15 protein-coding genes are annotated in these 14,204 nt (G+C 33.6%); 1 reads left to right on the top strand and 14 read right to left on the bottom strand.

What is annotated here, in order from left to right; translation table 11 throughout:
• Window positions 1-57: 57 nt before the first annotated feature.
• The 12 genes from IRZ83_RS12725 to IRZ83_RS12670 form a co-directional block, all read right to left on the bottom strand.
• The gene (locus tag IRZ83_RS12725) at window positions 58-639 is read right to left on the bottom strand and encodes a TIGR00730 family Rossman fold protein (protein ID WP_194569256.1); all 582 of its coding nucleotides are present in this window, start codon (window positions 637-639) and stop codon (window positions 58-60) included.
• 197 nt (window positions 640-836) lie between these two features.
• Complete coding sequence (locus IRZ83_RS12720) at window positions 837-1,373, bottom strand: GNAT family N-acetyltransferase (protein ID WP_194569254.1); 537 nt, start codon at window positions 1,371-1,373, stop codon at window positions 837-839.
• Window positions 1,374-1,528: 155 nt separating this feature from the next.
• Window positions 1,529-2,653 (bottom strand): lactonase family protein, encoded by a 1,125-nt coding sequence (locus IRZ83_RS12715; protein ID WP_194569252.1) that lies wholly within the window; start codon window positions 2,651-2,653, stop codon window positions 1,529-1,531.
• A gap of 174 nt (window positions 2,654-2,827) precedes the next feature.
• A complete protein-coding gene (locus IRZ83_RS12710; RefSeq protein ID WP_194569250.1) occupies window positions 2,828-3,925 on the bottom strand; it encodes an MBL fold metallo-hydrolase in 1,098 nt (365 codons plus the stop codon).
• A gap of 43 nt (window positions 3,926-3,968) precedes the next feature.
• Window positions 3,969-4,391 carry a DUF1801 domain-containing protein gene (locus IRZ83_RS12705; RefSeq protein WP_194569248.1) on the bottom strand — a complete coding sequence of 141 codons (423 nt, stop codon included), beginning with the start codon at window positions 4,389-4,391 and terminating at the stop codon, window positions 3,969-3,971.
• 6 nt (window positions 4,392-4,397) lie between these two features.
• Window positions 4,398-5,447, bottom strand: coding sequence for a serine hydrolase domain-containing protein (locus IRZ83_RS12700; protein WP_194569246.1), 1,050 nt, complete (start codon window positions 5,445-5,447; stop codon window positions 4,398-4,400).
• Between the two features lie 199 nt (window positions 5,448-5,646).
• Complete coding sequence (locus tag IRZ83_RS12695) at window positions 5,647-6,015, bottom strand: nuclear transport factor 2 family protein (RefSeq protein ID WP_029272978.1); 369 nt, start codon at window positions 6,013-6,015, stop codon at window positions 5,647-5,649.
• A gap of 80 nt (window positions 6,016-6,095) precedes the next feature.
• Window positions 6,096-6,308 carry an ArsR family transcriptional regulator gene (locus IRZ83_RS12690; protein ID WP_194569244.1) on the bottom strand — a complete coding sequence of 71 codons (213 nt, stop codon included), beginning with the start codon at window positions 6,306-6,308 and terminating at the stop codon, window positions 6,096-6,098.
• A 5-nt stretch (window positions 6,309-6,313) separates the two neighbouring features.
• Entirely contained in the window at window positions 6,314-7,228 is a 915-nt protein-coding gene (locus IRZ83_RS12685) for a helix-turn-helix domain-containing protein (protein WP_194569242.1), read from the bottom strand.
• A 12-nt stretch (window positions 7,229-7,240) separates the two neighbouring features.
• Window positions 7,241-8,137, bottom strand: a complete 897-nt coding sequence (locus tag IRZ83_RS12680; RefSeq protein WP_194569240.1) for an NmrA family NAD(P)-binding protein — start codon at window positions 8,135-8,137, stop codon at window positions 7,241-7,243.
• A 169-nt stretch (window positions 8,138-8,306) separates the two neighbouring features.
• Window positions 8,307-8,792 (bottom strand): SRPBCC family protein, encoded by a 486-nt coding sequence (locus IRZ83_RS12675; protein WP_194569238.1) that lies wholly within the window; start codon window positions 8,790-8,792, stop codon window positions 8,307-8,309.
• Window positions 8,793-9,589: 797 nt separating this feature from the next.
• Window positions 9,590-10,084: a DinB family protein gene (locus IRZ83_RS12670; RefSeq protein ID WP_194569236.1), complete on the bottom strand. Its 495-nt coding sequence runs from the start codon at window positions 10,082-10,084 to the stop codon at window positions 9,590-9,592.
• A gap of 181 nt (window positions 10,085-10,265) precedes the next feature.
• Here IRZ83_RS12670 and IRZ83_RS12665 point away from each other — a divergent pair, with 181 nt between their 5' ends.
• Window positions 10,266-12,773: a M14 family zinc carboxypeptidase gene (locus IRZ83_RS12665; protein WP_194569234.1), complete on the top strand. Its 2,508-nt coding sequence runs from the start codon at window positions 10,266-10,268 to the stop codon at window positions 12,771-12,773.
• Between the two features lie 276 nt (window positions 12,774-13,049).
• On the opposite strand, the gene IRZ83_RS12660 is transcribed toward IRZ83_RS12665, so the two are convergent.
• Both IRZ83_RS12660 and IRZ83_RS12655 read right to left on the bottom strand, forming a co-directional pair.
• Window positions 13,050-13,484, bottom strand: a complete 435-nt coding sequence (locus IRZ83_RS12660; RefSeq protein WP_029272986.1) for a GNAT family N-acetyltransferase — start codon at window positions 13,482-13,484, stop codon at window positions 13,050-13,052.
• 21 nt (window positions 13,485-13,505) lie between these two features.
• Entirely contained in the window at window positions 13,506-14,186 is a 681-nt protein-coding gene (locus IRZ83_RS12655) for a DUF4919 domain-containing protein (RefSeq protein ID WP_228520692.1), read from the bottom strand.
• Window positions 14,187-14,204: the final 18 nt, after the last annotated feature.

The raw sequence follows: 14,204 nt of genomic DNA, 5'->3' as shown, positions 1-14,204 counted from the left end.
AATTCTGAAATCATGATTTAAATTTCAATTTAACACTCACAATTCAAAATTTACAATTCATAACTTCTTACTGTCAATCCATTTTCCAACAGTTGGCGGAACATAATTTTTCATTTGTTCCAGCAAATCATCAATATTGTCGCTTACCAAAAGCATTTTTTGATTGGCATCTTTCAGCAAGCCTTTCTCCACCATAACTTCTGTCAATTCAATCAAAGAGTCGTAAAAACCATTAATGTTTAAAATAGCAATTGGTTTTTTGTGCAAGCCTAATTGTGCCCAAGTCAGCATTTCGAAAAGCTCTTCAAGAGTTCCAAAACCGCCGGGAAGCGCAATAACACCATCGCACAAATCACTCATTTTAGTTTTTCTTTCGTGCATGCTTTCGACCAAAACCAATTCGGTTAAACCAAGATGCGCAATTTCTTTCGATCTTAAGAAGTTAGGAAGAACGCCAATAACTTTTCCGCCTGCGTTTAAAGTTCCATCTGCAACAGCGCCCATAAGACCAACATTTGCGCCTCCATATACTAATTCTATGTTTTGCTGGGCTAAAGTTTTACCCAGCGCAATTGCTTGTTCTTCGTAAATTTTATCAGTACCAAAACTTGAGGCACAGAAAACTGTAATTCTTTTCATTTTTTTTGGAGTTATGGGTTGTGGGTTGTGGGTTAAGGGTTAAGAGTTATGGGTTATGAGGTTTTGAATTATGAGTAGTGGGTTATAAGCTGTGAGTTTGGCTTAAACGCCACAATAATTAACGGATGACTCTAGTTTGATTTCTAACTTCTAACTTCTAACTTCTAACTTCTAACTTCTAACTTCTAACTCATAACTTATAATTCATTACGCTTCTTCAGTTCATATTCAAAGTGGGGTAAATTTATCCCATTATTAACAACTACCATTGTATTCGTTTTTTGTGCTCCCAATTTTAAAACGGCTTTCTGAGAACGGAAATTTTCTGCTCCAACATGAAATATTATAGAGTTTACATGTTGAAAAGCATAATCAATCAATAATTTTTTACAGGATTTATTATAAGGTCCGCCCCAAAATTTTCTTGCTAAGAAAGTATATCCAATCGCAATACTCGAGTTTTCTGGTTTATAATCGTAATAACGGGTAGTTCCTATAATTTCATTGGTTTGTTTATGTAAAATTAAAAAAGCGCCTTTAGAATTTATTCCTGCTTCAAAGAAAGTTTTAAAACCTTCTCTGTTACTTCTGTCTTTTGCAGGATGCTGTTCCCAAATTAAAGGATCTGAAGCAACTTTGAACAGCTCTTCAAAATGACTTTCTTCTAAAGGAATTAATTTTACGATTTCATCTTCTAAAAAATCGGGTTGTAAGTTGAAATATAGTGGTGTCATTTTTATGTTTTTATAGTTAGTTTTTTAATTGAGATTACTCGTAGAGTATGTCATTCTGAGGAACGAAGAATCACACAAGAATTCCAGTCTGTAATTCGCCAATTTTTGTCGATAAACTAGTGTGATCCCTTGTTCCTCGGGATGGCAAAACAATTTTAAATCCGTTTAATCTGCACACACGAAACATTTTCCATTTTAATTTCTTTACCAACTTTCTTTAGTAATCCCGTTTTGGGATCTCTTTTAAAAACAATCACATTCCCAGTGAGAACATTCGACGCAACCAAAAACTTGCCGCTTTCATCAATGGCAAAAATTCGAGGATGTTTTCCTAAAGTCGATTGATAACCAATATTTTTCAAAAGGCCATTTTCGTCAATAGAGAAAATGGCAATATTGTTTTCTTTACCTCGGTTTGTGGCGTATAGAAATTTTCCGTCAGGCGAAATATGTATATCAGAACTCTCAAAACCTTCTTTTATTTTATCAGGATGTGCATTGATTCGCTGTATCTTTTTTAAAGTTCCGTTTACATATTCGTAAACACTTATCGCGCCTGCCATTTCTTCAATACAATACCCGAATTTTTGATTGGGATGAAAAGTAAAATGTCTTGGCCCGGCTTCTAAGTCGGTTTTTAAAAACGGATTTTTTGTTTCGATTAAAGGCTGTTTTTGTGTTTCGTCAAAACCATAACACCGAATTTTATCTGCGCCTAAATCAGGTAAAAAGATATAATCATTTTGAGGCGAAAAAACTGCAGAATGCACATGCGAACGAGTTTGGCGCTCTTTATGAACGCTTCCGTCGCTGTATTGAAAATTCTGCGCAAGCGAATCGATTTTTCCATTTTCTAAAAGCGGATGAACGGAAACACTTCCTTCTGTATAATTTGCATTTACGAGCCATTTTCCGTTTTTGTGAACCGAAACATAAACCGGATTTTCTCCACCACTGCTTTGTTTATTTAAAAAAGTCAGCGATTTATTTTCAGGATTAAATTCAAAACTGCTCACACTTCCTGCGTTCGGCGTTTTGGTTTCTGTACAGGCGTAAAGAAATTTTCCGTTGGGAGACAAGGTCAAATAAGATGGATTAATGACATTTTTTGCCGCTGTTATTTTTGTCAATTTTCCGCTTAACGTATCCAATTGATAAACCTGAATTGATTCTGCTGTAACATCTTTATTATACGATCCCAAAAACACATATGTATTTTGAGAAAATACGCTGCATGTTAATAAAAAAGCAATTGCTAAGAAGTTTATTTTTTGTTTCATGTTTCATGTTTTGATTCATTTTACGCAAAGTATGTCATTTCGACCAAAGGGAGAAATCACACAAGATATTTTGCACAGAAAATCGCCAGTCTTTGTTGAGTTAAGTGTGTGATTTCTCCCTTTGGTCGAAATGACAAAACCAAGTGTTTTTTAGTTTGGGTTTCAATCTAAAATTTATCTAATCCCTTTCCACCATTGCTGAAATTCCTGATTCTCATTTTTAAGTTCTACCAATTCTCCAATTCTAGGAGTAATTAACGGAATTGGGTTTTCTGAATTGGAATTCAATTCGGTTACTTTTATAAGCGGTTCATCCCAAGCATGAAGAGCCAATGCAAACTTAGACGAATGAACCGGAAATACTCTTTTTGCTTTCAAATCTTTCATTGCTTTTATGACATCTTCTGGCAGATTATGAATGTATTTCCATGCCGGATTATATTGACCATTGTCGATTAGTGCAATGTCAAAAGGTCCAAACTTTTCGCCGATTGCTGCATAGTGAGAATCATAACCGCTGTCGCCTCCCAAATACATTTTAAAATCTTTGGTTTCTAAAACAAACGAAGTCCAAAGCGTGTTGCATCGCTTAATGCTTCTTCCAGAAAAATGCCTAGATGGAGTAGTATAAAGCGTTAAATTTTGATCTAATTCTATTTTTTCGTGCCAGTCTTTTTCGATAATATTTTCGACAGGAAAACCCCAAAATTCAAAATGTGAACCAACACCAAGTGCTGTGATTACCTTTTTTATTTTTGGTTTCAACTGCATAATCGTTTTATAATCTAGATGATCATAATGGTCGTGCGTCATCAATAAATAATCAATTTCTGGAAAATCATCGGCTGTGTAAATATCAGTTCCCTTAAATGCTTTTGTTGTTCCGTAAATAGGAGAGGCGTTGCCGCTAAAAACAGGATCTATTAGAAAACGTTTGCCTTCAAGCTGAATGTAATAAGAAGAATGCCCAAACCAAACCAGAATATCCTGCTCTAACGGAATTTCTAATAAATTGGTTTTTACAGACGGAATAATATCAGTCGGAATTTTGCGATCTACTTTCTTAAAGAAAAATTGTTTTAAAATATCAAAATAACCATAACCTTCTGCAAGTTCAGGCGTAAAGTTTTCGTTTTCGAATTTTCCGTTTTTATACTGAGGCGATTTTTGTATTAAAGCCAATCTTTCTCCAGAAGGTTTTTTTCCAAATCTTGGATGTAATAAAAAGTAAAAAATAACAGATAATAGAAGAATAGATATTATTAAGATCATGATTTTTTTGTGTGGTATTTTATTTTTTTGTGACGGTCACAATTTAATTTGAAGGATACAATTTATTTAAATTTTGTACAGAAAGCAAAACCATTTTTTTGAGAATTTCAGCATCAATGTCAATTAGTTTTTTGATGTAAATACAGCCTTTTGCCGATTTGTGTTTGCCTAATTTAGAAAGTAATTCTTCTCTATTTTCAGGAGTAAGATATACGTAAAGCGAAATAGCCGCTTTTCTAGGAGAAAATCCAGCAAGCGGCGCATCACCCTCATGTCCGCTTTCATATTTGTAATGATAACTGCCAAAACCAATAATACTCGGTCCCCACATTTTAGCTTCAAACCCGGTTGTATTTTGCATTATTTTAATCAGTTCGAAAGCATCATTTCTTTTAATTTCATCCTCAACAGTATTTATAAAATCAACAACACTGCTTTCTGTTTCTGTGGTTTTATTTTTTGCCATCGTATTTTATTTTGAATTAAGTAGATCGCTTTTCAATAAAATGGTTTTGATTTTGAATTCAGAAATATAAAACAAATCAGAACTTTCATTCATCTCATTTTCTAAAACAATCAAACTGATATCGCTATTAGGAAAATACAAATTTACAGAAGAAAATCCGTCGCCCAAACCGGTGTGCCCAACATATTTTACAGTTTCTTTTTCAATAGTTCTTATGCCATAACCATAACCGTCTTTTTCTTTTCCAAAGAAATTGTGTTGCGACAAAACTGTATTTTTAACCATTTGATTGTAGAATGCCGGTTTCAGAATTTTCCCTTTATGAAGATTATTATTCCAAATGGCTAAATCTGAAACAGTAGAAATAATGCCATCTGCACCAAAACTTTCTGGTGTAATCTGTGATGAATTTTTTGGATCTAAAATATTTTTTGTATTAATATATCCGGTCGCTATATTTTGTGCTTTGTCTTTTGAATAGCAAAAAGTATGGTTCATTTTTAATTTCTTAAAAAGAGCTTCAGCTGCTTCAGCATACCTTTTTTTGGTGCTGAATTCTACTATTTTGCCCAGAAGATTAAAACTTAAATTTCCGTATTTAAAATCGGTTCCGGGTTTAAAAGCAAGCGGCTTCTGCAAATCGACAATTCCGTGTGTATGATTTAAAAGCTGATGAACAGTTACAGAATCTGCCCAGCTTTGTTTGAGTTCTGGCAGGTATTTTTTTATTGGCGCATTCAAATCGATTTTACCTTTTTCTGCTTCCAGCAAAATCAAAACCGCAGCAATTTGTTTGCTGTTCGACATAATCTCAAATTGACTGTCTAATTTTAGAGGTTTTTTAGTTTCAAAATTAGCAAAACCATACGCTTTAGAATATAATGTTTTTCCGTTTTTCGAAATCAAAACCACGCCATTAAATACTGGATTTTTTGTGTTTTGAATCAAGCTGTCGATTTTAGCTGAATAGTCGTCTTTTTTCTGAGCGAATGAATTGCAGTTTGAAAACAGGAAAAGGAAAAATAATAAAGAGCAAATTCTAAAAGTAGCGTTCATTTTGTAAAGTTGTTTTTTGTTTAAGGTTCAGGTTAAAAGGAGATAAATTTACCGCAAAGCACGCTAAGATTTTTATGTAGCAGTATGTTTAACAACGACACAAAGCTCGCAAAGCTTGATCAACACAAAGCTTTGCGAACTTTGTGTTCTAGTTATAAAGCGATGTAAAAAAAATCTTAGCGTACTTTGCGGTTAAAAATCAAAACATTCCGTTTTCGTTAATTTTTTCAGCAGGAATTGGTTGTCCTAAATCCCAAAGTTCTACTATTTTATCTGCTTCAAACCTAAAAATATGAACGACGGCAGCGCCCAAGTCATTTGAATTTTGTTTTACATGCGAATGAACTGCAACCAAATCTCCATCTCTTAAAGCATGATGAATTTCAAAAGTTTTATTCGGATTTTTTCGTGATGATTCTTCCATTGCCAGCATCAGCGTCTGAGCATCTCCTTTAAAATAAGCATTATGATGCTTGAAATTCTCGCCAATGTAAAGTCGGAACGCTTCGTGAGAATGTCCTTTTGCAGCGAGTTTTAAAAAGTCTTGGGCTATATATTTCTTAGTCATAATTTTAAGGATAAAAAGATAACTAAGTTATGAAATTTAGAAGTATGTTTTCAAGGAAAAATGAGGGAAGCTGAAAAGTTTTAGAATTCCTCTGATTTAATTTTAGAAACGTCAATTCCCAGTTTTTCCAATTCTTTTTGACCTAAATCAGTTATATAAAAGTGCTTGTCTGTTGGTTTGTTTTTGGCAATCCATGCTTTATCTGCAAAATTTTTCATAAGAAGCTGTCCCAATTTGCCGCCAATATGTTCGTAGCACATTTTGGCTGGTTTTTTGTTGTTGAATTTTTCCATTATTCTTAATTAAAAGATTGTCTGAATTCTAAAGGAGAAAAATTTGTTTTGGTTTTGAATAATTTGCTGAAAGACTGCTGATGCTCAAAACCCAATTCAAAAGCAATTTCACTTATTGACAAATTTGTTGTCGAAAGTTTTTCTTTTGCTTTTTCGATCAATTTATCGTGTATGTGCTGTTGTGTACTTTGTCCGGTGTGCAGCTTTAATAAACTGCTTAAATAATTAGGAGAAACATTTAAACTTTCAGCAATATAATGAACTGTAGGCAAACCTTTTTTAGCCAGAGAATCGCTGCCGAAATAATCACCAAGCAGTTTTTCTAAGCGTGCCAGAATTTGATGATTGCTTATTTTTCGAGTAATGAATTGACGGTTATAAAAACGTTCAGCGTAAGTAAGAAACAATTCGATTTGGGCAATAATAACGTCTTGGCTGAATTTATCTATATTAGACTGATATTCCTGCTGAATGTTTTTGACGATATTAATAAGCATATTCTCTTCTTTATCAGAAAGATGCAATGCCTCGTGAACAGAATATTCAAAATATTCGTATTGTTTTATTTTTTGTGCAAGCGGAGTATTCCACAAAAAATCAGGATGGATCAATAATGACCATCCTGTATGTTTTAGTGCTGCATTTCCTTCAATAGAAAAAACCTGACCGGGCGCAATAAATAGCAAAACACCTTCTTTAAAATCATATTCCTGCTGGCCGTAACGCATTTTTGCATTGGCATTTCTTTTAATTGCAATAGAATAAAAATCCAGCATCAAACTTTTAGGTTCTTCCGCATTCAGGTATTTAATATCATCAAAATTATAAACACTGATTAACGGATGCTGCGGTTTAGGCAAATCTCTAAATTCATGAAATTCGCTTATACTTTTTATTCGATGCGGTTGCTGATTTGCCATGGCCTAAGGTACTTATTTCTGATTATAAATTGAAGCAAATTCTTTTGCATAATCTGCCAGTTTTACTTTTCCCATTTCGGCTGGTCTGTTGCGGTAATAATCTTCTCCTAATAAGCCGTTGTAAAGTCCGGCGTACATTTCGACTAAACCTGCCGCAATTTTAGGCTGCATACCCACAAAAATCAATCCGTTAAGGACTTCTTCATCGCTTATTAACTTCCATTTTAAATCTGGTTTTCCAATCGCTTCGCCTAAAATACGTGCTGTTTCATTTCCGTTAACTTCTTCGCTTGCAACGTAACGAACTTTTTTCCCATCAAGCGGTGTTGTCAATTCTTCTGCAATGGCGCTTGCGATATCATTTGGAGAAACCCACGGAATCAACTCTTCGCCACCATAATTTGCGCTGATAAAACCTTGATTTTTTATCGCTGGAATATAAGCCAGTAAATTATAATAAAAAGAAGTTGGGCGCATATAGGTAATCGCAACATCTGAAAGTTGGTTTAAAACACCTTCGATTTCATTATAGCGCTGAATAATACCTGAGTTTTGTTTTAAATGTGCACCAATACTGCTCAAGAAAACCACACGTTTCACACCCGATTTTGAAATGGCTTCGGCATAATTATTCCCGATATTTCTAGTAAAAGCGTCTAAATCAAGATTCGGATCGAAATAATTCGCACGCGGAATCATACAATAAACTGCATCGGCTCCGGTAAAAGCATTCGTTAAGAATATTGCATCTTCTACAGATCCAATTACTGCTTTTGCGCCTAATTTTTCAATTTCGTCTTGATTTTCAGCTTTACTGCTGATGATCGAAATGTTGTGTCCTTTTTGTACCAATATATGGGCTAAAGGTTGGCTGATGTTCCCTAAAGAACCTGTAAGTATAATTTTCATCGTTCTATTTTTTGATGTTACAAAGTTGCGCAACAACAAACGAATAGATTTAGCCAAATCTACTATTGTCTTAGTCTAAAATCAGTTGCTAAGATTCTAATTTTTTGCCAAATAGGAGAATATGAGTTCTTATTTTTTTATCATTTTAATTATTAATCTGTGGGTAATTTTAGTTTTCAGATAATTTCTTTTCATTTTCTGTTTGAGGTTTTCCCGTGGCATTTGGTTCTCCTTTTCCGGTTGTTATCAGTTTTTGAAGACTATTCTGAATATAATTTGTCCAGGCATCTCGGCAGATTTCAAAGCATTCGTAATCTGGAACTAATCCAAAATGAGTGAAACGAAGTGCTGTTTTTCCGTCTTTTTCGGAAATTTCAAAAGTAGGTTTTGTTCCAGTCCACTCAGTTTTGTCTTCTGTAAATTTGAAATAGTTTTTTTCAACCAGCCAAACAATTTTCTGATTCGGAATTACCTCAGTTAATTTTATTTTACAGCGGTGAACATCTTCATAATGATACTCAAATTCGTCATTCAGTTTAGCCGAATTCCCTTCAATTTCTTCTGACCACCAGCCACGAACATTGGCAACGGCATTAAAAACTTCTTGTGGAGTCTGATCTACTAATATAGTTGTGGTGAAATCTTTTGCACTCATTTTGTTTGATTTATAAATTAGAGTGACAAATTTACTATTTGAAAATCAATATTTTAGGGTTGATAAAGGACAATTTTGAGGGTTGTTTCAGACAGATTTTGAAGGTATGCCGGTTGTACGGATTTAAAAAGGTTTGCGCGGATTGTTTTTTTTCATCATGAATTTCGCGAATACCTTTGCGTCTTTCCGGTTAAAATTTATTTAACTTGTCTCTCCTAAAAATCCCAATCAATACATTAATAATATAAATTGGGGTTGCAATAAAAAGAATTAATAAAATCTCACTCACTAAAACTACATTTATACTTTGATAATCATCTAATAGAGGAAAATTAGTATTCGTGTAGGTTCGAGGATTATAAAAGAAAACAATCCAATATAAAAGAAAACTTCCGAGTAAAATAACGGAATGAATTATAGTTAACAGTTTTATCAAGTGTTTTTTGAAAACGTACTGAACCAGCCAATACCCAAGACCGTTTAAAGTGTAGAATAAAAATAAAACGATAGCTAAATGATAATTAGCTATAACAAAATAAGTATCATGAACATTAATATCTACTGTACTATCAGGATTAAATAGCCCGATTATCAACATTATAACAGCAACGATCCAGAAGATGTGATAGACTTTAATTTTTTTAATATTCATATAATAAATGGAGTGTATAATTTTTAATTAAAAACATTCTGTACAAATCTTTAAGTCTGTAAAAATCCGTACTCGATCTAAGTAAAATTAGTTTAATCTCTTTCACATTGTTATAAACAATTAAAATATTCATGACAATAATAATTTAATAAAGACCATCTTCAGCCTCATAAACCCATTCTGGAGCGTTATCAATATTTTGACGCAGCAATAAATTCAGCTGAGCGGTATGATGCTGTACGTGACGCATATTATAAAGCAATATTTCGATAACATTATAACGCATGGTTTTCGATTCGTTTTCCCAATTGCTATTATAAATTTCATCAGTCATTTCTGCAAGAAGGCGGCGTAATTTCTCGCGTCCGAATTCTAAATAAATCAAAACCTCTTCTTTAGTGTAAATCCTTTCAGGCATTCTGTCTTCAAATTCTGAAAGCGAAAATGGTGCAGGCGGTTCAAAACCCTCGGGTTCAAGAGTTAAATAATAATCTAAAAAGAATAATGTATGAAAAGCGTTGTAGCCAAATAGTATTTCAGTGTCCCAAAGTGATTCTGGACAAAGGTCAACAGCATTTTTGAGCATATCAATACTTCCTGCAAATTGGCGCCAAACTATTTCCTTTAAAGAATTGTCCATAGTGCTTTTGTTTTGTTAAACGAAAATACAAATTAAAACCATATTAAAGATTGTTTTGGTAATAGTTGACTTATAAAACAATAATGCAATCTTTTGTTTAAAATGGTAATATTTATTTCGATTTTTAGATTAGTATAAAGTAAATCCTTATTTTTAGCCATCAAGAAATTTAATCCAAATTATGAAGAAAACATTTTGCGCCGCAGTACTATTGTTGACCGCCTCTTTTTCTGTTTTTGCACAATTAAAAACACCATCAGAATTTATTCCGAATTACGGAAAACAAATTAGTTACTATCATCAGGTCGAAGATTATTTTAAGTATCTGACAGAACAGTCTCAATACATCAAAAAACAAAAATACGGGGCAACAAACGAACAGCGTGACTTGAATGTTTACTATATTTCGACTCCAGAAAATTTAGCAAATCTGGAACAAATCAGAAACAACAATTTAGCTTCGATAGGATTGTCGGACAGCAAAACCGCTTCTGCAGATGATAAAATTATCGTTTGGCTGAGTTTTAATGTTCACGGAAATGAATTTGCCGGAACCGAAAGTGCCTTGACTGTTGCGTACGAACTTTTGAATCCGTCGAACGAAGCAACGAAACAATGGCTGAAAAATACTGTTGTAATTCTTGATCCGTGTATAAATCCTGACGGCTATTCGCGTTACGGAAATTGGCTTAGAGAAATAACAGGCAAAAAAAATCACCCCGGCTTATACGACAGAGAGCATATGGAAGTTTGGCCAGGAGGAAGATACAATCACTACCTTTTTGATTTGAATAGAGATTGGGCTTGGCAAACGCAAGTTGAATCACAGCAGCGTATTAAATTATATAATCAATGGATGCCTCAGGTTCATACAGATGTGCACGAAATGAGCTATAATTCGCCTTACTTTTTTCCGCCCGCAGCAGAACCGCTGCATGAATTTATCGAGCAATATCAAAAGGATTTTCATAACGTCTTAGGAAAAAATATCTCTCAGAAATTCGACAAACAAAATTGGATGTACAATACTAGAGAACGATTTGATTTGTTTTATCCGAGTTATGGCGACACTTATCCAACGTATAATGGTGCTGTCGGATTAACATTAGAGCAGGGCGGAATAGGCGCTGGCCGAGAAGTTACCATGGAAAACGGGGCAAATGTGACTATAAAAGACAGATTAACACATCACGCCACAGCAGTCTTAACGGTTGTAGAAAGTGCTGCTTCTCAGAAAGATGTTTTATTGAAAGGTTTTAGAGATTTTCATTCCAATGCGCGAAAAAAAGCAAAAGGGATTTACAATACTTACGTTTTAAAAAGCAATCCTAAATTGGAACAAATGGCAGAATTGCTAAAGAAAAACGACATCGAATACAGTTATGCTGATGCGTCAGGAACTGCATCTGGATTTCATTATCAAAATAAAAAAACAGAAAGTTTTAAAATCGAACCGAATGATTTGATCATAAGAGCAGATCAGCCAAGATCTGTACTGGCGCAGGTTTTATTTGAACCAAATCAAAAATTAAATGATAGTTTGTCCTATGATATTACGGCTTGGGCTTTGCCGTTGGCGTATGGAGTAGAAGCATATGCAGTTAAAAACAGTGTTCAGATAAAAACAAAAGCCAAAATTGAAACTGCTGAGAAAACAGTTCCGGCAAGTGTTTACGCATTTTATGTGCCTTGGAACAATAGAACTTCGGCGCAAGTGGTTTCATTATTGCATCAGGCGGGAGTAAAAGTACGTTCGGCTATGAAAAAAGCGGTTTTTGGAACCATTACAATAGAACCAGGCGGTTTAATTATCAGCCGAGCCGATAATCCCAAAATAGCCGATTTTGAAAAAACAGTAAGCGAAATCATCAAAATAAAAACTGATTATAGTTTTATAACCACAGGATTTTCAACCAATTCTAAAGATATAGGAGGTGAGAATTTCGTTTTGCTGAAAGCTCCAAAAATCTTAATGTTATCCGGAAAAGGTGTGGTTTCGACCGAATTTGGCGCAACTTGGTATTATTTAGACGAAACAATAAGCTATCCGGTAAGTATTGTTGAAACGGCTAATTTTAGCCGAGTTAAATTGTATAATTACAATACATTAATTCTTTCTGACGGTTCTTATGATTTTTCAGACGATCAAAAAAAGCAAATTGACGAATGGATTAAAAACGGCGGAAAAGTAATTGCTATGAGCAGTGCTATTTCTTTATTTCAGGATCGCGAAGGCTACGCTTTGAGTTTATTTGCAAGCAAAGAAGACAAAGAAAAATCGGAGAAAGAAGAAAAGGAAATTGAACTTAAAAAACGCTTTTTAGATTTTGAAGGTTCAGAGAGAAGAGAAATTTCAGGGTCGATTCCGGGTGCGATTATCGAAAATAAATTAGATAAAACGTATCCGATGGCTTTTGGCTTAGGAAATAGTTATTTCAGTCTTAAAAGCAACGAGCGATCTTTTTCTCTTTTAAAGAGTGCTATTAACGTGGCTTATATTCCAAAAGATTATGTAAGTTATGGTTTTGTGGGCAATAACATCAAGAAAAAACTAAACGAAACGGTAAGTTTTGCAGTCGATAGAAGAGGCGACGGAAGTGTAATTTATATGATGGATAATCCGCTTTTTAGAGGTTTTTGGGAAAACGGAATTCTTTTATTCAGCAATTCACTTTTCTTAGTTAATTAAAAAAAAACGCTCTTCAGATAAAATTTGAAGAGCGTTTTTTTTAGGAGCAAATGGTATCGTTTTCAATTCAATGTCCCGTCCCGCTATCCGCTAAATCTTTTTTCTGCTAAAGAAGCAGAAAAAAGGATATCGCTTCTATCGGGGCTAGAGATAACGTCTATTTTTCAAAGGATCGAAAAACTTTTCTTTTCAATGGGATTTAATTTTTAATTAAAAGTATCTTTATTCCTTACAAAATCATTCTTTTGTCATAACAAATAGTTGCAAAAGTATATCCTACACAGAGAGTTTGTTTTCTAACTCAAACAAAATATAACCTCCATGCTCAGATTGTCCTCTTTCTTTAGCGACAAAACCTTTGCTAAAATAAAACTGAACAGCTTTGGTATTATTTTCTAAACATTTTAAAGAAAGAGGAAAACCTGTTTTTGCGATTGTAGCTTTTAATAATTCAGTTCCAATTCCTTGACCTTGATATTGCTGGTCAATGTATAAATGGTGAATAAAATTGCCTTTCATCCAAATCGAAATAAATCCAACCGGAACATTATTAAGAAGAGCAACTAAAATAAATTCTCTTTTAGTGTCTCTATCAAAGTCTTTTAATTGAAATTCTGAAGGATCAAGCCAAGAAAAAGTATTAATCCTTTCTTTTAAGAATAAGGTTCTTAATGGTTCGTAATCACTTTTTCTGATTTCAACTATTTTCATTGTATTAAAACTAATGCGCTTTTATTTCAATCCTTTCATTTCATTTTCCAGCATTTTTTCAATATTGAAAAAAATGCCGTCTACTTTATATTTTCCTTTTTCGAAACTTAAAAAATCACAATTGCCAACTAAAGATTGCGATTTGCTTTCGAGTTCGAAGACATTCAAAAGTACATATTCGTGATCAACCAATATCACATGAAAACCACTTTCGCATTTTTGCCCGTCTCCAGAAGATAAAATAGCATTTATAATACTATGAAATTTTACAGAAGTTTTTTGTGCCAAATCATCATCGCCTTTTAAGTGATAGACATAACCTAGAAAATTGAGTTGTTTTAAATCAAACGGAAAATCGCTTAAAGAATGATTAATTAAATTTATAACTTCATCATAATCTTTGGTTTCTAATTGCTCTTTGTTGTAAAATTCGTGAAGCTTTTTCTCGTCTGGCGATCGCCAAAAAGCATTGTATTTGGGCTGAAAAACATATCCGAAATACAAATGGCGATAATCATCATGCGTTAATAGAGTGTCATTTTTGACTAATCTTTCCATTAATTTAGGATAGTAATAAGAAGAATTTTTATCTTGAATTGCTTTTTCAATTGCTTTATAATCAGGAATTTTAAAATTATTTTCCTGGGCAAAAGCAGTAATTCCGACAAGGAAAATGGCAATGAGTAAAATTTTTCTCATCATGATTTTAGATTTAGATTG

Origin of the sequence: Flavobacterium sp. JLP, from assembly GCF_015350755.1 — a bacterium.
In the GTDB taxonomy this organism is placed as follows: Bacteria; Bacteroidota; Bacteroidia; order Flavobacteriales; family Flavobacteriaceae; genus Flavobacterium.
Note: the sequence above shows the minus strand (reverse complement) of the source record. Positions and strands in the feature narration are given on the sequence as shown.

Coding starts and splice junctions, on each gene's coding strand:
- IRZ83_RS12720 (WP_194569254.1), bottom strand. CDS start 1,373: ATGACACCACTATATTTCAACTTACAACCCGATTTTTTAGAAGATGAA.
- IRZ83_RS12670 (WP_194569236.1), bottom strand. CDS start 10,084: ATGGACAATTCTTTAAAGGAAATAGTTTGGCGCCAATTTGCAGGAAGT.
- IRZ83_RS12695 (WP_029272978.1), bottom strand. CDS start 6,015: ATGACTAAGAAATATATAGCCCAAGACTTTTTAAAACTCGCTGCAAAA.
- IRZ83_RS12700 (WP_194569246.1), bottom strand. CDS start 5,447: ATGAACGCTACTTTTAGAATTTGCTCTTTATTATTTTTCCTTTTCCTG.
- IRZ83_RS12725 (WP_194569256.1), bottom strand. CDS start 639: ATGAAAAGAATTACAGTTTTCTGTGCCTCAAGTTTTGGTACTGATAAA.
- IRZ83_RS12710 (WP_194569250.1), bottom strand. CDS start 3,925: ATGATCTTAATAATATCTATTCTTCTATTATCTGTTATTTTTTACTTT.
- IRZ83_RS12665 (WP_194569234.1), top strand. CDS start 10,266: ATGAAGAAAACATTTTGCGCCGCAGTACTATTGTTGACCGCCTCTTTT.
- IRZ83_RS12680 (WP_194569240.1), bottom strand. CDS start 8,137: ATGAAAATTATACTTACAGGTTCTTTAGGGAACATCAGCCAACCTTTA.
- IRZ83_RS12685 (WP_194569242.1), bottom strand. CDS start 7,228: ATGGCAAATCAGCAACCGCATCGAATAAAAAGTATAAGCGAATTTCAT.
- IRZ83_RS12690 (WP_194569244.1), bottom strand. CDS start 6,308: ATGGAAAAATTCAACAACAAAAAACCAGCCAAAATGTGCTACGAACAT.
- IRZ83_RS12675 (WP_194569238.1), bottom strand. CDS start 8,792: ATGAGTGCAAAAGATTTCACCACAACTATATTAGTAGATCAGACTCCA.
- IRZ83_RS12660 (WP_029272986.1), bottom strand. CDS start 13,484: ATGAAAATAGTTGAAATCAGAAAAAGTGATTACGAACCATTAAGAACC.
- IRZ83_RS12715 (WP_194569252.1), bottom strand. CDS start 2,653: ATGAAACAAAAAATAAACTTCTTAGCAATTGCTTTTTTATTAACATGC.
- IRZ83_RS12655 (WP_228520692.1), bottom strand. CDS start 14,186: ATGATGAGAAAAATTTTACTCATTGCCATTTTCCTTGTCGGAATTACT.
- IRZ83_RS12705 (WP_194569248.1), bottom strand. CDS start 4,391: ATGGCAAAAAATAAAACCACAGAAACAGAAAGCAGTGTTGTTGATTTT.